Source organism: Mobilicoccus pelagius NBRC 104925 (genome assembly GCF_000247995.1).
GTDB lineage: Bacteria > Actinomycetota > Actinomycetes > Actinomycetales > Dermatophilaceae > Mobilicoccus > Mobilicoccus pelagius.
Genome location: NZ_BAFE01000043.1, coordinates 16,097 through 34,471, shown reverse-complemented (window position 1 = coordinate 34,471; position 18,375 = coordinate 16,097). Strand labels below are relative to the sequence as shown.

Sequence of the window (18,375 nt, the reverse complement as noted above, 5' to 3'; positions counted from 1 at the left end):
GGCGTCACGTCTCATGCCCCAAGCCGCCACGACGGCCGGTAGCGCCGACAATCGCACGACGAGCAGTCGGTTCCGCGACGGTAGTGACGGTGGGCCTCGCGGTCATGACCGCAGCGACAGAGACGGGAGGGCACAGCACGACCTCCGACGGGGCGGATTGGGACACAGGGGATCCGCGAAGCCTACGGCGCTGAACCCCCTCCCTGGGCAACCACTCTCCAATTCCGTTAAGGTCGTGTCGTGGCCTTGGACGACTGTCCCAGGGCCGAGATGTGTCGATGCCCGCGACTGTCGCCGCAGGAGCCACGTCACCGATGGGGGTGCGACGGCCCAGTGGCCCGCCCAGGGATACGCGAAGGGCGCGGATCGGCACAGGCCGATCGTGCCGTCCCTCCACACGTAAGGACCCCTCCATGCGCGACTACGACAATCCGACGATCTCGGTCGTCATCCCGACCCTCAACGAGGCCCGCAACCTCGAACTCGTCCTGCCCGAGCTCCCCGCCGACGCGGAGATCGTCATCGTCGACGGCCATTCCTCCGACGACACCGTCGCCACCGCGCGCCGCCTGCGCCCCGACGCCGTCCTCGTCCGCCAGACCCGTAAGGGCAAGGGCAACGCCCTCGTGTGTGGTTTCGAGGCCGCCACCGGCGACATCATCGTCATGTTCGACGCCGACTACTCCGCCGACCCCGCCGAGATCCCCGCGTTCGTCGACGCCCTCAAGAACGGTGCGGACTTCGCGAAGGGTTCCCGCTGCCGCCCCGGCGGTGGCAGCGAGGACCTCACGATCATCCGTGGGCTCGGCAACCGCGGCCTCAACCTGCTCTCCAACGTCATGCTGCGGTCGCACTACACCGACCTCTGCTACGGCTACAACGCCTTCTGGGCCGACATCCTCCCCGCGCTGCGCCTGCCGCACACGACCGAGGCACGCCCCGGGCGCGACAGCCGCGTGTGGGGCGACGGGTTCGAGATCGAGACCCTCCTCACGTGCCGCGTCGTCGGCGCCGGCCTCGACGTCACCGAGGTGCCGAGCGTCGAGCGTCCCCGCCGCCACGGCCTGAGCAACCTCAACGCCGTCTCCGACGGGCTGCGTGTACTGCGGACGATCGTCACCGAGAAGCTCGGCCGCACCGACTCCCAGCCTGTCTCCGACGGCACTGCCCGCCACGCGGAGACGATGCGTCTCTCCGCCTGAGCGCGCCCCAGGACGCCTGCGCGTCCGCCCCACGTCGGCCTCGCCACGACCTTCCCACCCGGGAGCTCTCGGCGAGGCCGCGCACATATCCGGCGGCCGTAGCCCCGAGACCGCCGACGACCGCCAGCCCCCGCCGCGGGTCGGTGGAGCACAGACCCCGCACGGCCTCGACAGGGAGGACCCGCATCGCGTAGGACGATTCGCTCGACAGCGCCGCAGAGGAACGGGTGAGACGCGACAAGGCCGCCTTGGTGAGCCCCTCCGCGTAGCAGCGGCGTCGGAAGTACGACCACGTCGCCCGATCGGCCGTCACGTGGTGCCGCACCCGCGCCGCCGGGTCGTAGAGGACCACCGAACCCGGACGCAGCGCCGCCGCCCTGATGTAGAGGTCGGTCTCCTCCCCACCGAGCGGGATCGTGCCGACTCGGCCCATGTCGGGGTTGAACCCGCCCGCCTCGAGGGCGACGTCCCGCAGTACGCTCATGTTCGCGCCGATGACGTTGCGCACCGGCGCGCGGCGCGTCGGCAGACCGGTGTAGCTGCAGCCGACGACCCAGTCGAAGGCCCGAGGCCACCAGGTGGGCCGAGCCTCGGGACGCCAGTCGGTCTCGATGAACCCGCCCGCGCCGACGACCTCGTGACCGGGCACCTGCACCGCGTAGGACTCGAGGAGGCGCGCCGACCAGTCGGGTGCCGCGACCGCGTCGTCGTCGAGGAACGCGACGATCTCCGAACGTGCCGCCCGCAACCCTGCGTTGCGGCCGTCGGCGAGGCCCTGGCGGCCGTCGTTCTCCACGATGCGGACACGGCCGTCCCATCGTTCGTGGCAGCGCCGGAGGAGGTCGTCGTTGTGGTCGACGACGACGACGACCTCGTCGAGGGGGCGCTCCTGGTGGAGCAGCGACTCGACGGCCGCGACGATGTCGTCCCACCGCCGCAGGGTGTAGCAGCACACGACGCCCGCGATCGTCCGTGTCGTGCAGGGGGATTCGGCCATGCGGCGTCTCCTTCGGAGGATCGGGACGGGCCACCCGGTCGCGGTGGCACCTCGGGGCGGCCGTGCGCCTCGGGCCCGCGGGCACCCCGCCGCACCCTAGCAACGCCGACCCGTGCCGCCCTCCGGCCACCCTGACGCGGCGTCACGGTCACGCGGAGGGCCCCCTAGGCTTGGCCCCGCCGCGTCCGGGGGACGGACCGGCGCACGCACCGCGAGCACGACGTCGGGCGGCCGATCGAGGGGAGACATGGTGGAGGAACAGGGACGGGCGGGGACGCCCAGAGGTCGGATCGTCGCCGCCGTCGTGGCGCTCCTCGCCGTCGTCGCCCTCCTCGTCACGGTGACGACGCTGCGGGACGGGCAGGGCGGGACCGGGGACGGAGCCACCGCAGGCGCACCCGCCTCACCCCCCGTCGGCTCCTACCGCACCCTCGTCCTCGACGAGGACTTCGACGGCCCCCTCGACCGCAGCCGGTGGGCCGACCAGCGGGGCAATCCCCCGCACACCTACGGTTCGCCGTTCAACCCGACGAAGGAGAACACGTACTTCGACCCCGACCAGGTCGACGTACGCGACGGCAACCTCGTGCTGCGGGCCGAGCCCCGCCGCGTCACCGATCCGCTCGGCGGCGCCACCTACGACTTCGTCTCCGGCGTCGTCCACTCCGGCCCCACCGGCGGGTTCCGTTACGGGTACACCGAGGCCCGCATCCTCATCCCGGCGGAGGCCGGGTACTGGCCCGCGTTCTGGATGCTGCCCAGCCCCGTGGACGGCCAGTGGCCGCCGGAGATCGACATCGCGGAGTTCTCCTCCGTCGTCGCGACGACGACGCGGCCCTCGTTCAACGTCCACTGGCGAGACGAGAAGGGCGACCACCGGCAAGCCGGGCCCGCCCCCTACGGCCGGCCCGACGCCGACCACCGAGGCGGGTGGCACACCTACGGACTCCTGTGGGAGCCGGGCCGCGCGCAGGTGTTCGTCGACGGCACCCCCGGACCGGTGTTCGAGGGGGACCACATCCCCGCCCAGCCTATGTACATCGTCCTCGGCATGGGCGTCGTGCGCGGCCAGCAGCCGCCGGCGGCGGACATGCTCGTCGACTACGTGCGGGTGTGGTCCGACGAGGCCGGCGACCAGGCGCACTGACCCGGCGGGTCACCCGCGGGCGAGTCGCCTCCACGAGTCCGCCCCCGCGGGGTTGGCGAAGACGCGGGTGCCGTGGTCGTTGACGACGGTGGTCCACCCCTCCGACTCGAGCAGCCGCTCCACCTCGTCGAGGCCACCCTCGGGCAGCGCCCCGTACTGCGCCGCGTACACGCGCATCGCCTCCGAGACGACGACGTAGGCCGGCTGGGGCGAGCGACGCGTCGCGTCGGTGAGTCTCGCGACGGGCCGACCGTCGATGCCGCTGCCCGTGGAGAGCTCGTTCTGCATCGACCAGACGTGGAGACCGAACGCGTCCGCGCGTTTCTGGTCGGCGTACCGCCACGTCGTCTCGAGCGGGAACCCCACGGTGGGGGTGATGATCGCGCCGCGCGGACCGGCCGCCTGCTCGAGCCGACCGGCGAGGTCGACGTCCTGCCCGTGCACGAGTCCGGCGTACCACCCACCGAGCGACCCCTGGAGGCCGGCGAGGGCGACGACGAGGGTCAACGCCCCGGCGACGAACGCGGCGGGACGTCGACCGTGGAGCAGCTCCCACAGCCGCGGGGCGAGGAGGAGCGCGACACCGGGCAGGGAGTACAGGTAGATGCGGTAGATCGCCTCACCGCCGTACCCGGTGGCGAGGAGCAGCAGCGGGGAGAACGCGACGACCGCTGGGACGAGCACCGCGCGCCGCCCCCGCCGCAGCGAGGACACGACGACCCAGGCCGCCGCCCCCCACAGGGCCACGGCGAGGACGGACACGACGACGCTCGTCGTCGACTGCCCCGGGCTCACCGGGGAGGAGATGTTGCCTCCGGCGTTGCCGAGGAGGTCGAGCGAGATGCCGGTGCTGTACTCGAGCAGGGCGGGCAGGTCGACGACGAGCATGAGCGCGTGGAGCGCGAGGAACGGCACGAGCGCCACCGGCCGCACGACGCCGAGCAGGACGAACGCGACGATGACGGCGAGCAGCCACATCGGGGTGAGCTGGTGCGCCCACACGATCCCGGCGAAGACGACGGAGGCGACGACGATCGCCTCGCGCGCCACCCGACCGTCGCGGGCGACGAGGAGGGCGGTGAGCACGACTCCGGCGAGGAGGAACGCGAACGACTGCGGGGCGAGGTAGTCCTGCCCCACCCAGTCGCTCACCTCGACGACGAACGCCGCGAGCAGCGCGGGACGGCGCGTGAGTCCGAAAGCCCGTGCGAGGGCGTAGACGACCGCGGCGAGCGCGAGGTGGTGGAGCGGGGTGTACCAGCTCGCGAGGTCGAAGCGCGAGACGCCGGAGACGTCGGACACCCAGGCCCACAGGGCGAGCGCCCCCGGCCAGTTGGAGTAGACGTCGACGTCGCGGGCGAGGGATCCCGTGCGGGAGAACAGGTCCATGACGCCGAGGTGGCGGTAGGTCCACTGGTAGAGGGGCGCCTCGGTGCCGACGAGGGTCACGCCGCGGCGCACGACCACCCACGCGACGAGCGCGAGCCAGGCGAACGGGAGCCGGCAGGACCGCAGCGCCCACAGCACCGCGCACGCCGCGAGGACGGCGGAGACGGCGAGCACGGGCACGTGGGCGAGCAGGCCGTAGGAGGAGTAGGCGGAGCCACGCACGGAGGGCACGGCCCAGGCCCACAGGGCGAGCGCGACGACGACGAGACCGAGCACGGCGGGCTCGGCACCGGTGGGCCGGAGCCACGTCGCCGTCCGACGCCGGGGTGCCGCGTGGCGCGACTCCCCCCGGAGGAGCAGCCCACCGCCGACGGCGCCGACGAGGACGAGGAGCCACCGCGTCGCCCCGGGGACGTAGGTACCGGCGCCGAGCTCGGCCGAGACGAGCAGGGAGACGAGCGAGAGCCCGATCGCGGGCGCGGCGACGACGGCCAACGGCCGAGGGACCGGGCGGAGGGTCGCGAGGAGCACCGACCCCGGCACGAGGCCGACGAGGAGCAGCACGGCGACGACCGCGAGGGGCGCGGGCAGCACCGCACCCACCGCTCCCGCGAGCGCGCCGGCGCAGGCGAGCCGGCCCCAGGTCCGTCGGGGCACGACGTCGGCGACCGGAGCCTGCGCCCCGGGGGGAGCGCCGACGACGGCGCCGTCGGTGACATCGATGAGGGGCATGCGAAGGCGTGGGATGTCGTCCTCCCCCAGGTCGACGTGGCTGTGGGGCACGCCCGATGATGGGTGGGGTGCGCCCCTCTGTCCGGGTCATCGTAGTCGGGCCACCACCCCACCCCGACTCTGACGGGGCGTGAGAGTCTAGTGCCCCGAGTCGCCCCTGCCCACGACGACTCACCCGACCTGCCACCCGCACCACCGCCGAACCGCAGAGGAGGACCGTGACGACTCCCCTCGCCGTCGTCGTCCTGGCCCACGACCGGCCACAACACCTGCACCGACTCGTGGACGCCCTGCACCCCTTCCCGATCTTCCTCCACGTCGACGCCTCCGTCCCCGACGCCCGGCACGCCGAACTCGTCTCCGACCTGCCCGAGCGCGTCCGACTGCTGCCGCGGGTCCGCACCGAATGGGCCGGCGTGGGGCTCGTCGTCGCCGAACTGCTCGGCTACCGCGCCGCGCTCGAGGAGACCGACGCGTCGCACATCGCCGTTCTCTCCGGCTCGGACTACCCCCTGCACGACGCCGACGGACTCACCGCCCGACTCGCCCACGCCGGCGACAGGTCGCTTGTCGCGTTTCACGACCTGCCCTACGACCGGTGGGGACCGATGCGCGGGTACGACCGGTTCGTGTTCGTCAACCGGCCGTGGCGGCGCCACCGCCTCTTCCTCCCCCTCCCCCGGCCGTGGCCGCGGGGCATCCACCCTGCCGGCGGCTCCGCACTCAAGGTCCTCAGCCGCACCCACGCCGAACGGGTCGTCACCGTCGTCGCCGAACGCCCCGACATCCGGCGCTACTTCACCGGCGTCTGGATCCCCGACGAGACGCTCGTCCCCTCCGTCCTCACGAGCCCCGAGTTCTCGCCCTACTGGGACGAGGAGGTCGCCGACGTGCCGCAGCCGTGGTTCATCGACTGGAGCCAGGCCCCCACGCAGAGCCCCGAGTGGCTCATCGACGACCACTTCGACGCCATCGCCCGCGCCGCACGACGCCCCGACGGGCCCCTCTTCGCGCGCAAGTTCGGCGACGGGAGCGACGCTCTGCTCGACCGCATCGACGTCGAGCTCCGAGGCCGCCGGTGACCGCCGACGCAGGCCTGCCCCCGGAGGACGCCACGCCGCCCGCCCCCGGCGGCGACGCCGACGGCACCGGCTCCGGCCGCGGCGGGCAGAGCGACCTCTTCGGGCGCGGGATGCTCTACGTGCTCGTGTGGTCGTCCCAGACGGTTGTCGCGACCGTCGTCTCCCCTATCCTCGCCCGCCTGCTCCTTCCCGCGGAGTTCGGATCGCTCGCCGCCGCGATCGCGTTGTTCCAGCTCCTCAGCCTCTTCGCCGTGTTCGGCCTCGACCAGGCCCTCGAGATGCAACGAGTCGAGGACCGCGACGACGACACGCGGGCACGAGGGCTCCTCGCCGCGGGCATCGTCTACTCCTCGCTCGTCACCGCCGTCGCCGCCCTGACGAGCCAGTGGTGGGCCCCCGCCCTCGGGTTCCCCGACGGCCACGGCATCGTCCTCGTCACTCTCCTGTGGACGGCACCCGGCGCGGCCGTGCTCATGATGCAGTCGCTCCTCCAGGCGGAGGACCGCCTCGGGGCGTTCTCCGTCGTGAGCCTCCTCGCAACCGTCGGCGGCCAGGTGTTCGGCATGGCGCTGCTGCTCCTCGCCGACCGCACCGCCATCGTCTACGCCTGGGGTGGGGTCGTCGGGCAGGTGCTCGCGTTCGCGTGCGGGCTGTGGTGGACCCGACCCCGCTGGGCGGGCATCTGGGACGCCCCGCTCGTGCGCCGTGCCGTCGCGCTCGGCGTCCCCCTCGTCTTCGCGAGCCTCTCGCAGTTCGTCCTCAGCGCCGGCGACCGGTTCATCATCCAGCGGCGACTCGGCGAGTCCGAGACTGCGCGCTACCAGGTGGCGTTCACCGTCGGCAACGTCATGTCACTGCTGCTCATGTTCCTCAACCGGGCTTGGCTGCCCCGCCTCAAGAGCATCGAGGATCCCGAGGAGCGGTGGCAGGTCATCGGCACCTCCCGCGACGGGCTCTACTGGCTCCTCGGCCTCTCGATGCTCGGCATCACGGTCGCGGCCCCGACGCTGCTGCGCATCTTCGCCCCCGCGTCCTACCACCTCGAGCCACTCGTCACCGTCGTCTTCCTCGTCGCACTCGGCGCCCTGCCGACCGCGGCGGGTGGCGCGACCGGCCGGATGCTCGTCACCATGCGCCACTCACGACCTCTCGCGTTGAGCGCACTCGCCGCCGTCATCGTCAAGCTCGTCGTCACGTTCGCGCTCATCGACACGCTCGGTCTCGACGGCGCCGCACTCGGCACGCTCGTCGGTCTCATGGCCCAGGCGCTCGTCCTGCGCGTCGCGGTGACGCGCCACCACCCGTTCCGGCGTTCGTCGTGGACGAGCCTCGTCGTCGTCGGGGCCTGCGTCGCCCTCGCCGCGGGCTCCCTCTGGCTACCGCAAACGTCGGCGTGGAACGTCGCCCGGTTCGCGTTCGCGACGATCTGCACGATCCCGTTCTTCCTCGCGCTGCGAGCCCTCCAACAGGGGCGGGAGCCCCTGCACCGCGCCGCCGCCTGAGCCACCGCCGTACTCAGGCCCCGGTCAGCGTCGGCCGAGACCCCTGCGTGCCGCCTGCCACGCGGTCCCCACCCGGGAGCGGAGGTAGTGGAACGGCCCGGCAAGAGTGGCGCGGTGTTCGACGGCGAGGATGTCCACGCCGCCCGGCATCTCCGGGGCCGACTCGGTGAGGGGTGCCGCGTACGCGGCGAACGGGGCGGTGTCGACGTGGCCCCGACCGAGCACGGCCCGGAGCCCCCGCGCGAGGTCCCGAGGGGACAGCAGGGTCTTCGTGACCCACGCGGAGAATCCGCGCCCGTACCCCACCGCCTGCGAGATCAGGGCCTCCTCCGTGTCGCGGTGACGATGCCACACGACGGCGGAGGGCTCGTAGGCGAGCACCGCCCCGGCGATGACGACGCGGTAGAAGAAGTCGATGTCCTCCCCGCCCTTGCTCGGGGTACCGGCGCCGAGGTGGACGTCGAAACCTCCGAGTCGCTCGACGGCATCCCGTCGGGCGGCGAAGTTCGCACCCGCCCCGTAGGAGCCCACCTGGAAGGGGAACAGCGGCAGATCCGCCGGTGGCTCCGAGAGACGGAACACGCGCGGCTCGAAGACCCGGTTCCACCCGATCCTGCTGTCGAACCACGCCTGCGCCTGGGTGCGGAGCTCCCCGGTGGGGACGAACCCCGTGACGCACACGCAGTTCTCCCCACCCCGAGCGATGCCCAGGGTGAGGCCGCGCAGCCAACCGGGATCGACGGTGACGTCGTCGTCGGTGAACGCGATCCACGGCGTCGAGGACGCGGCGACGCCCGCGTTCCGGGCATGGGACAGGCCTGCGCGGGTCTCCGTGACGAGGCGGACGCGCGTGTCCGCGAGCTCGGCGACGACGCGGGCGGTGGCATCGGTGGCGGGGGCATTGTCGACGACGACGACGTCCATCACCGGGTAGTCCTGGGCGAGGACGCTCGTGAGGGCCACCCGCAACGACTCGGGGCGTTCACGGGTGCAGAGCACGACGGTGAACGGCAGGGTGGGCGGTGAGACGGGCACGTCGTGACCCGCGGACTCCGAAAGGTGACGGAGTTCACGTTCGAGGTCCTCCGCAGCGATCCTCCCCTCCCGCAACGGCACGGCCACCATGCCCCACAGGCGGTCCGGGGTTCGCACGAGCAGGCGGGCCCGGGAGTACCCCGCGGCGTCGGGCACCGACAGGTCCGAGAACCCTTGCGTCACGCCGTCCCCCGCGGGAAGCAGGAGCTCCCCGATCCAGGTGGCACCCGCCCACGTGGGCGGGGTGGCCGTCGCGAACACCGGTCCCTGCAATCGAGCTGCCATGGGTCGAGCCTGTCACGCTCCGGGAGGGTTCACCGACGGGCCCACCCCCGTTCGCCGGGGGGCTCCCCGAGGCCGCCGCGGAGAAGGTGCGTTAACTTGGCCCGCGACAGGAGGGGGATGACGTGGGGACGACCGTATCGGTGTGCGTGCCGGTGTACCAGGGCGAGCGATACGTCCGACAGACGCTGCACTCGGTCCTCGACCAGGAGGGCGTGGACTTCGAGGTCGTCGTCGTCGACAACGCGAGCACCGACCGCACGAAGGAGATCCTTGCCACCGTCGACGACCCCCGGGTCCGGGTGCTTCACAACGAGGTCAACGTCGGCCTCACCGGCAACTTCCGTCGCGCCGTCGAGGCCTCGACGGGCGAGTTCGTCAAGATCTGCTGCGCCGACGACCTGCTCCTGCCCGGCTGCCTCGCCGTGCAGGCGCAGGTGCTGAACGAGAACCCCGACATCGCCGTCGTGGCCGCCCGGCGTCGGTTCGTCGACGACCACGGGATCCTCACGCCCCCCGCAGGGCTCCGCGGACTCCTCGGACGACGTCGCGGCCGCGAGGTCGCCCGCCGCTACGCCTGCACGGGCATCAACCCCGTCGGTGAGCCGGCCGGGGTGATGTTCCGCCGCCGCGACTACGACGCGGTCGGCGGCTGGAACGAGGACCTGCCCTACCCGAGCGATCTCGCGACATGGCTCGCGCTCCTCCACCACGGCGACCTCTACGGCCAGGCCGCCCCCTACGCCGTCTTCCGCATCGGCAGGGCGGCCCACTCCCAGACGCACGAGGAGCAGAACTACCGAGAGAACCGCGAACTCATGCGCCGTGTCCTCGCCGACGACGCCTGGTCGTTGGGGGGCGGCACCCGCACCGTGAGCCAGGTGGCGCTCCCAGTGACATGGGCACTGTGGCGTCTCCGTCGCCGGTGGATGTTCCGCACGCCGCCGGCCGAGACGCCGCCCGGCGCTCAACCCTTCTTCCAGGCCCGCACGTAGTCGACAAGCATCTCCCCCGCCGGGGGCGTGTGCCCCTTGCGCACCCCGGAGCTGAGGACGACGTACATCGGGTCGGTCGTCACCGCCGGATCGGTGAAGCTCGGTCCGGGGCGACCGTCGACGAACACCTGGAGACGCCCGGGCTCGCGGAGCAGGCCGTAGGTGTGCCACTCCCCGGTGTAGCTCCGCCCGGCGTCGCCGAACCACCTCCACCCCATCTGGCGGTGGCCGCCGCCCGCGGCTTTCCAGTGGTAGTTGAAGTGCGGCTTCTCGAGCCCGTCGGGGGTGTCGTCGGGGATGATCTCCGCGATGTCGATCTCGGGCGGCCACGTCGAGTCCACGGGCGTCGGCAGCATCCAGAACGCGGGCCACAGCCCGGACTGCCGCGGCACCTTGATCCGGGCCTCGACGTACCCCGACGTCATCGTGAACCCTCTCCCGCTGTGGGCGACGCCGGCGGTGTACGGGTACGTCGTCGTCGAGCCGTCACCGTTGCGGACGGTCGACCGCGTGGGGTCCCAGGCGAGACGCAACGCGCCACCGCGCACGGAGACGCGTGAGGGGGCGAACGAGTACGCGTCGAGGCTCGCGTTGTAGGGGTGCCCGTACGTGTACGGCGCGAGGCCACGGTGCGGGGTCCACACCGATGTGTCGAGCGCGGAGCCGTCGAACTCGTCGCGCATGTCGACGCGCCACGTGCCCGGCACGCCGAGAGGCGCCGGGGCGACGGTGGGTGAGGGTGAGGGCATCGGCTTCGCAGGCGGGGCGGGGGCGGGTGTGGACGTGGCAACGGGAGCGACGACGATCGCGGAGATCGAGGCCCCGTCCCGGGTCGCGGGGAACCGGAGGTCGAGGCGCCCGTCGCTGACGGCGACCCGGAAGGTGCGGTCGTAGGCGGCGTTCTTACCGACGGCCTTGAGGATGTCGATGTCGGTGGCGACCCGCCGCCCCTCGGCGTCGACGGAGAAGACCCGCTGGCCGGGGTAGGAGAAGTACGCCTCCCGCATCTTCAGCGTCACATCGTAGGTGCCGTTCGTGACGGGCTTCTGCCACCCGGCGGGGACGCACCACTCGGGGTAGTAGAGGGCGTCGTCCGTCGTGCCGCGTACGTCGGCTCCACTCCGGTAGAGGGATCCGTTGTAGCGACCTCCGACGAACCCGGCCCTCGCGGAGTAGACGGTCCCGTTCGCTGTCGTCGTCGCGGCCGGCCCGACCGTCATGCGGTAGACCGCACCCGACCCGGTCGTGGCAGTGCTGCCGGTCGTGGCCGCGGAACCGGTCGTGACGGTGGCCGGTGTATCGCCGACGGCGGCGGCGACAGCGGGGAGGGAGGTGGCGGCGAGCGCGAGCGCGGCGCACATGGCAGGGGTCGAGAGGAGACGCATCGGAGACCTTCGTGGCAGGGGGCGGGACTCCCGCCCATCGACCCCGCTGCGGTGGATGTGCGTGGGGCCGTGTCGTGCCGCAGCGGCGCCCCTCTCGTCGTCGAGTGAGTGACGTTGTCGCGCAACGAGAACGGTGGCCACGGTTCCTGCCGGGCCGTTGTCGACGAGGCCGTGGCGGTGTTCGACATGTGGACCGTGGCCGTCGGCGGGGCCCCGTCGATGCGCGTCCGCCGCCGACGCTCGGTGTGCCCTGCGCATTGCCAGGCGGTCGCCCCGGGTGGCGGCGGCCCGTTCCCCGGGGACGTTCGGAGCTGGGAACGCCGTCCTCGGCGAGGACACCGGCACCGGCGTCACGCGCACCGGCCACGACCGCGGCCGCGGGCGCGGGCGCGGGCGCGGACATCGGGCCGGAGGCCGCAAGTCGTGGCTCGTTGGGGCCTCGGTGGGCGCCGACCCGGGGTTGCATACGAGAGGCAGATGGATCGGGGTGCGAGTTCATCCGCCGCCCACCGGCTCTCACCCCCCACGCTTTCCACGTCGTCGCGGCACCGCCGGCACCCCCTCAGGAGCAGACAAGGACGGCCGTATGGCAACGCAGCGCGGGACGGTGCAGGACACCGACCCCGAGGTGGCCGATGTGGTCGCCACTCACGGATGACTCAAGGAGACGGACCTCATGCTTCACACCTACGGACGCACCCTCGCGACGGTCGTCGCGCTCGGTCTCGCCGGCGCAGGCCTCGCCACCCCGGCCACCGCCGCGACCACCACCCCCAAGCCCAAGACCGTGACGATCAAGCCAACCCAGTACCCGCGCCTCATCGACAACCCGGGTGCGAACAAAGACGTCATCCGGTTCACGAACGTGCCTGGCGCGTCGTGGAGCCTCGACGGGGTGACCGTGCAGTTCGACGCCGGGCGCAGCACCGCAGACCGGAAGGTCACCGTCAAGTCCCAGGCCACCCTCGTCGCCACGACCGGCGACACGACGCCGTACACGCTCGCCCCGGGCACGCCCGGCGCATGGAACTTCCCCGGCCCCACGGCCGACGAGGCCGCTCCCGTCGACGGCACCACCGTGGTCGTCACGTGGAACGACCTGCCCGGCGACAAGCGCGACACCGTCACGCTCACCAAGGTCTCCGGCGTGACGTACACCGTCGACACCGACGGCGACACCGCCACCACGAACGACATTCGGGTCCTCGACGCCGATGCGTTCGGCACCAAGGCGGCACTCACGGTCCCCGCGACGTCCGAGACGACGGTCACCCCGTCCCTCGCCGAGGGGTACAAGGCGGACCCGCTCAAGCTCCTGCCGGGCACCTTCACCAGCACGGTGACCGCCTCCGCCGAGGTCGCCCTCACCAAGGCCACCCTCGACGCCCTCATCAGCGTGGGCGAGAACCCCCTCGACGCGACGAAGGGCTACGGCCCGGGGTCCGCCGTCGAGACCGTCAAGGTCCTCGGCGTTCCCGGCGTGAAGTTCAAGGTCGGTTCCCGCAAGGCCGTCGCGGTCAACGGCGTCGGTTACCTGCCCGTCGACCCCGACGACATCCCGGCGGGCAAGGTCACCGTCACCGTCCAGGCAGGCAAGGGCTACACGGCCCCGGCGGACTACTCCAAGTCGCTGGACTTCACGGACGGCACCACCGCCCCCACCGCCGTCGTCACCGACGCCGACGTCAAGGCCCAGGACAAGGGCGGCATCTCCGCCGACAACCTGACGATCAAGGCCTCCCAGGGCATGACGTGGTGGGTCGGTCAGGCCGACAAGACCGGCAAGATCAAGTTCGCCGCCCAGAAGCCGGGCAAGAACGGCGTCATCACGTACAAGGCCAAGCACGCGAGCAAGCCGACCACTCCCGACGAGAAGGCGACCGTGCACGTCAAGGCCGTCGCCAACCGCGGCTGGCTCGTCGACACGACCAACCTGAAGACCACGGAGTACGAGTTCAAGCGCGACGCGACGGTGATCGCCGCCGACAACCGCGTCGTGTCCGGCACGGACGTCACGTTCCACCCCTACGAGGGCATCAGCGCGTGGAACGTCACGTACACGACGAAGGTCGGCACCAAGACCGCCGCCAAGCGCCTCGCCGTCAAGCCGATCGACATCACGAACACCGGCGCGACGACCATGACGATCCCGTTCGCCGACGCGACGGACCTCAAGGCCGAACCCAAGGTGATGAAGGACTACACGGCCGCCACCCAGTGACGTCTCGGACCGCGGCGACATCCGTCGCGGGCGCCCCGCATGTCGACGGCATGCGGGGCGCCGCGGTTCGGGCACTCGCCCCACGCCCCCCGTGCCGATAGGTCACGACGAACCCCCACGCACACCCCCCTCCTCACGGAAGAGAAGGCCATGCCCCACGGATCGGGAACCACCCTCAGCGCACTCACCGCGGTCGCGCTCGCTGCGACCGGACTCACGGCGGTCGCCCCCGCCACACGCGCCGCCGCGGACACGCACGACGCCGTCGTCTCCGTCACCGACGGGTGCGGGCGCGTCGACTTCCTCGAGGTCGACACGAAGGGTGACTACTGGGTCGAGGTATGGCCGGATGGAAAGGCGCCCAAGCCGGAAGGATCTGACCCCTGGCTGACGGGACAGCCGGAGATCGTCTGGAAGCGCAGCCTCAAGCCGCTGAACGGGACCGATTGGTCGCGCCCAGCGGACACCACGAAGTCCTTCACCCTCGTGCGCGTCCTTGAGTGGGACGACGACCGGGAAGATTTCGTCTATCTCCCCCTCGCCTGGTCCCACGCCCCGGACGGAACGCGGGGTACGGAGATGCTCAGGCTCACGAACGAGGACTGCGTGCAGCCGGAGGAGCCGACGTTCACCGACGAGGTGGGCAGCGACCGGGACACGGTGACGATCCCGAGCGTCACGGGCGTGAAGTACTCCGGCAAGCCGGGGGTGCCGCCGGGCAAGGGCACGATGACGGTGACGGCGACGGCCGACAAGGGGTATCGCCTCGCGACGTCCGACGGCGCGCCGCTGCCGGCCGATCAGACGCGGTGGTCGTACACGTTCGACGGCGCTTCCCCCGTCGATGTGCCCGCCGGCAAGGTGCCGACGTTCCGGTACGGCGACGTCGCCCCCGCGACGAAGACGAAGCCCGCCGTGCGCGGGCCGAACCTCGTCGTCGTGCGGAACGTCCCGGGAGTGACGTGGATGGTCGACGGCAAGGCCGTCAAGACGAGTGACAAGGCGTCCGTCGTCGAGGTGCCGGTCGGCACGAAGACGTCCGTCGAGGTCGAGGCCGTGAGCGCCTCCCCCAAGGACGTCGCCCTCGTCGGGACGACGCGGTGGACGGTCGGCCCGTCGGGTGCGTCGCGTCCCGTGCCGAAGGTCGTCGTTCCGACGTCCGCCGTCGCGCGTGGCGCGAGCACCGTGACGTGGGCGCCGCCGTCGGACTTCCCCGCGAACTCCCGCTACGACGTGCGCTACCGCGTCGTCACGTTGACGCCGAACCAGGTTCGCGCGAGGGCGACGTGGCGGCCGTGGCTCCTCGAGTCGTCGGCCCGCAAGGGGACCCTCAAGGCGCGGCCGGGCACGATCGCCGAGGTCCAGGTGCGAGCCGTCGCGGGGCGTCGGGTGTCGCCGTGGTCCGCGCCGACGACGGTGTGGTTCCCCCTCGACATCGCCGCCGCGCAGGGGAGGACGTGGAAGGTCGCGAAGGAGCCCGCGGCGTTCGGCGGGACGATGCTCACGACGCCGCAGCGCACGTCGGCGTGGACGGCCCGGACGAGCACGACGAACCGCATCATGCTCTGGTTCGGCACCTCCCCCAAGGGCGCCCCGGCCGCGATCTACGTCGACGGCAAGCGCGTCGCCACCGTGAACACGAAGTCCCGTTCGACGACCGTGCGTCAGGTCCTCAAGCCGATCCCCGTCCTGTGGGGTCGCCACGTCGTCACCGTCGTCCACGCCGGCAAGAACGGCCAGACCCTCCGCCTCGACGCCGCCTCCTACGGCCGCTGACGGCTCCGCTGCGCCGCCGCCCACAGACGGATCTGCCCTCACCCGCTCTGCGCGGGTGAGGGCAGATCCGCGTGTCGAGAGGGTCGCAGCGTCGTCCCGACGGGATGACTCAGCGCCGACGGCGCCGGGCGGTGCCGAAGATGCTGCGGGTGATCTCGCGGCCGAGGGTCGTGCCGGCGGAGCGGAGCATGGAGCGCACCATCGGGTTCTCCATCACCTGCTCGATGACGCCCGGCTCCTCCTTCTCCGCCCGGCGGCGGGGTGCCGGGTCGTCCCTGGGGATCGGGATGGGGCGGGGGCCGCCGCCGGCCTCGTCCGACGTGGACGGCGCGGGAGCGGCAGGAGGGGCCGAGGATTCCCCGCCGTCGGCGGCACCCGCGACGCGGGCGGCGAGCATCTCGTGCGCCGACTCCCGGTCGACCGCCTGCCCGTACGTCGCCATGAGGGGCGACGCCGCGACCGCCGCCGTCATGTCTGCCTCCGGCATCGGACCCATGAGCGACTGCGGCGCGCACATCCGCGTCCACGCCACCGGCGTCGGCGCACCCCGCTCCGAGAGGACCGTGACGACGGCCTCACCGATGCCGAGGCTCGTGAGGAGTTCTCCCAGGTCGTAGCCGCTCCTGGGGAACGTCTTCACGGTCGCCCGCAACGCCTTCTCGTCCTCCGGCGTGAACGCCCGCAGCGCGTGCTGCACCCGGTTGCCGAGCTGCCCCAGCACCCCCGCGGGCACGTCCTTCGGCGTCTGAGTGACGAAGAAGATCCCCACGCCCTTCGACCGGATGAGCCGCACCGTCTGCTCGATCTGCTCGACGAACTCCTTGCTCGCGTCGTCGAACAGCAGGTGCGCCTCGTCGAAGAAGAACACGAGACGCGGCTTCTCGGCGTCGCCCACCTCGGGCAGGTCGGCGAAGAGATCGGCGAGCAGCCACATGAGGAACGTCGAGAACAACGCCGGCCGGTCCTGCACCGCGCGCAGCTCGAGGCACGACACGACACCCCGACCGTCGGGGGCGGTCCGGAGGAGGTCCGTCGTGTCGAACGCGGGCTCCCCGAAGAACGCGTCCGCGCCCTGGTCGGAGAACGCGACGAGCGACCGCAGGATCACTCCCGCCGTCGCCTTCGACAGACCGCCGAGCTCGGCGAGGTCGGCCTTGCCCTCCGCCGACGTGAGGTGGCGGACGACCGCCTGGAGATCCTTGAGGTCGAGCAGCGGCAGACCCCGCGTGTCGGCGTAGTGGAAGACGAGCCCGAGACTCGACGTCTGAGTCGCGTTGAGGCCCAGCACCTTCGACAACAACGTCGGACCGAAGTCCGTCACCGTCGCCCGCATCGGCACGCCCGTGCCGACCCCGCCGAGGCCGAAGAACTCCACGGGGAACGACGCCCCCTCCCACGCCTGGCCGACGTCCACCGCCCGCGCGAGGGTCCGCTCGTCGCCCGCCCCGGCGACGCCGAGGCCGGAGAGGTCGCCCTTGAGGTCGGCGAGGAACACCGGCACCCCGTTCGCCGACAACTGCTCCGCCATGAGCTGCAGCGTCTTCGTCTTGCCGGTGCCGGTGGCACCCGCGACGAGACCGTGACGGTTCATCACGGACAACGGCAGGGTGACGGGGACGTCCGGGTGCGGCGTCGGCGCGGCGAGGTCGCCGGAGACGGCGGCCCCGAGGCGTATCACCGGCCCCGAGGACGCATAACCGGCGCGGACGGCATCGAGCTGGTCGGTACTCACGCCCCGAAGACTACGGGCGGGCGGAGGCAGGCCACCCGTCCGCGCCACGCCCCATCCCGCGATCCTCCAGGCACGGCCGGGCGCCGCGGCCGGCGTCGCAGGTGCTGCCGCATCGAGGTGCGCCCGTCGCCCACACCTCCCCGTCGAGCCCGCCCGCGCTCGCCACCTCCGTGGGACCATCGACGCAGCACGACGACACCGCCCACCGGAACTCGCTGCGCCGGAGAGGAGATCGGCGATGAGCTACGCCTACGAGGCCGGCATGCCCACGGCACGCCGCCGACGCCGCCGCGCCCTCCTCCTCACGCTCATCGCCCTCGCGCTCGTCGCGGCCGTGCTCGGTATCCGCGCACTCCTCCACGGCCCGGACGACGTGACGCCGACCGCCGCACCCACGACGACGTGCCTGCACCCCCCCCCGCCGGCATCACCGTCGACGTCTACAACGCGACCTCCCGCGCCGGACTCGCCGGTGTCACCGCCGACACCCTGCGCGCCCAGCGCTTCGAGGTCGGCACGGTGACGAACGCCCCCGCGGGCACCACCGTCACCGCCCCCGCCGAGATCCGGCACGGCAAGAACGGTGCGGCGGGCGCAGCCGTCCTCGCCCGCCACATCCGCGGCGCCGTCCTCCGCGAGATCCCCCGGGAGGGAACGACCGTCGACCTGTTCGTCGGCCCCGACCTCGGCGCGGTCACCGCACCCTCGGGATCCCCGAGCTGCTGACCCTGGCGCGCCCCGTCGCCGCTGCACCTCGCTCGCGGGGCGAGCGACGCGGCAGCACCCCCTGAACCTCTCTGCCCCTCAGTTGATCTCACGATGTGAGCGATCCGGTCGTCCGTTTCGTCCCCTCGCCGGATCCGCCCTGGTGACGACCCACGCCAGATGTTGCCCAGCC

The 18,375-nt window shown here is 72.3% G+C and carries 13 protein-coding genes; 8 read left to right on the top strand and 5 right to left on the bottom strand.

What is annotated here, in order from left to right:
* Positions 1-413 precede the first annotated feature (413 nt).
* Positions 414-1,202, top strand: a complete 789-nt coding sequence (locus tag MOPEL_RS06200) for a glycosyltransferase family 2 protein (RefSeq protein ID WP_009482011.1) — start codon at positions 414-416, stop codon at positions 1,200-1,202.
* Here the strand turns inward: MOPEL_RS06200 and MOPEL_RS06195 are convergent.
* The gene (locus MOPEL_RS06195) at positions 1,117-2,199 is read right to left on the bottom strand and encodes a glycosyltransferase family 2 protein (protein ID WP_009482010.1); all 1,083 of its coding nucleotides are present in this window, start codon (positions 2,197-2,199) and stop codon (positions 1,117-1,119) included. The genes MOPEL_RS06200 and MOPEL_RS06195 overlap by 86 nt on opposite strands.
* 247 nt (positions 2,200-2,446) lie before the next feature.
* On the opposite strand from MOPEL_RS06195, the gene MOPEL_RS06190 reads away from it, so the two are divergent.
* Positions 2,447-3,346 carry a glycoside hydrolase family 16 protein gene (locus MOPEL_RS06190; protein ID WP_009482009.1) on the top strand — a complete coding sequence of 300 codons (900 nt, stop codon included), beginning with the start codon at positions 2,447-2,449 and terminating at the stop codon, positions 3,344-3,346.
* Positions 3,347-3,355: 9 nt separating this feature from the next.
* Here MOPEL_RS06190 and MOPEL_RS06185 read toward each other — a convergent pair whose 3' ends face one another.
* Complete coding sequence (locus MOPEL_RS06185; protein WP_009482008.1) at positions 3,356-5,518, bottom strand: hypothetical protein; 2,163 nt, start codon at positions 5,516-5,518, stop codon at positions 3,356-3,358.
* A gap of 167 nt (positions 5,519-5,685) precedes the next feature.
* Here MOPEL_RS06185 and MOPEL_RS06180 point away from each other — a divergent pair, with 167 nt between their 5' ends.
* Together MOPEL_RS06180 and MOPEL_RS06175 are read left to right on the top strand one after the other, a co-directional pair.
* Complete coding sequence (locus MOPEL_RS06180) at positions 5,686-6,549, top strand: beta-1,6-N-acetylglucosaminyltransferase (RefSeq protein WP_009482007.1); 864 nt, start codon at positions 5,686-5,688, stop codon at positions 6,547-6,549.
* On the top strand, positions 6,546-8,051 hold the full coding sequence (locus tag MOPEL_RS06175; protein ID WP_009482006.1) for a lipopolysaccharide biosynthesis protein: 1,506 nt from the start codon (positions 6,546-6,548) through the stop codon (positions 8,049-8,051). Before MOPEL_RS06180 ends, MOPEL_RS06175 begins: the two co-directional genes overlap by 4 nt.
* A gap of 24 nt (positions 8,052-8,075) precedes the next feature.
* On the opposite strand, the gene MOPEL_RS06170 is transcribed toward MOPEL_RS06175, so the two are convergent.
* Positions 8,076-9,371, bottom strand: coding sequence for a glycosyltransferase family 2 protein (locus tag MOPEL_RS06170; RefSeq protein ID WP_009482005.1), 1,296 nt, complete (start codon positions 9,369-9,371; stop codon positions 8,076-8,078).
* A gap of 122 nt (positions 9,372-9,493) precedes the next feature.
* On the opposite strand from MOPEL_RS06170, the gene MOPEL_RS06165 reads away from it, so the two are divergent.
* Positions 9,494-10,363: a glycosyltransferase family 2 protein gene (locus MOPEL_RS06165; RefSeq protein ID WP_009482004.1), complete on the top strand. Its 870-nt coding sequence runs from the start codon at positions 9,494-9,496 to the stop codon at positions 10,361-10,363.
* Here the strand turns inward: MOPEL_RS06165 and MOPEL_RS06160 are convergent.
* Positions 10,336-11,748 (bottom strand): malectin domain-containing carbohydrate-binding protein, encoded by a 1,413-nt coding sequence (locus MOPEL_RS06160; RefSeq protein ID WP_009482003.1) that lies wholly within the window; start codon positions 11,746-11,748, stop codon positions 10,336-10,338. The genes MOPEL_RS06165 and MOPEL_RS06160 overlap by 28 nt on opposite strands.
* Before the next feature lie 676 nt (positions 11,749-12,424).
* On the opposite strand from MOPEL_RS06160, the gene MOPEL_RS06155 reads away from it, so the two are divergent.
* A complete protein-coding gene (locus MOPEL_RS06155) occupies positions 12,425-13,969 on the top strand; it encodes a hypothetical protein (protein ID WP_009482001.1) in 1,545 nt (514 codons plus the stop codon).
* A gap of 150 nt (positions 13,970-14,119) precedes the next feature.
* Entirely contained in the window at positions 14,120-15,745 is a 1,626-nt protein-coding gene (locus MOPEL_RS17600; protein WP_009482000.1) for a hypothetical protein, read from the top strand.
* A 109-nt stretch (positions 15,746-15,854) separates the two neighbouring features.
* On the opposite strand, the gene MOPEL_RS06145 is transcribed toward MOPEL_RS17600, so the two are convergent.
* On the bottom strand, positions 15,855-17,477 hold the full coding sequence (locus MOPEL_RS06145; RefSeq protein ID WP_009481999.1) for a helicase HerA-like domain-containing protein: 1,623 nt from the start codon (positions 17,475-17,477) through the stop codon (positions 15,855-15,857).
* Between the two features lie 402 nt (positions 17,478-17,879).
* On the opposite strand from MOPEL_RS06145, the gene MOPEL_RS17595 reads away from it, so the two are divergent.
* Positions 17,880-18,203, top strand: a complete 324-nt coding sequence (locus tag MOPEL_RS17595) for a LytR C-terminal domain-containing protein (RefSeq protein ID WP_009481998.1) — start codon at positions 17,880-17,882, stop codon at positions 18,201-18,203.
* The last annotated feature ends 172 nt before the right edge of the window (positions 18,204-18,375 follow it).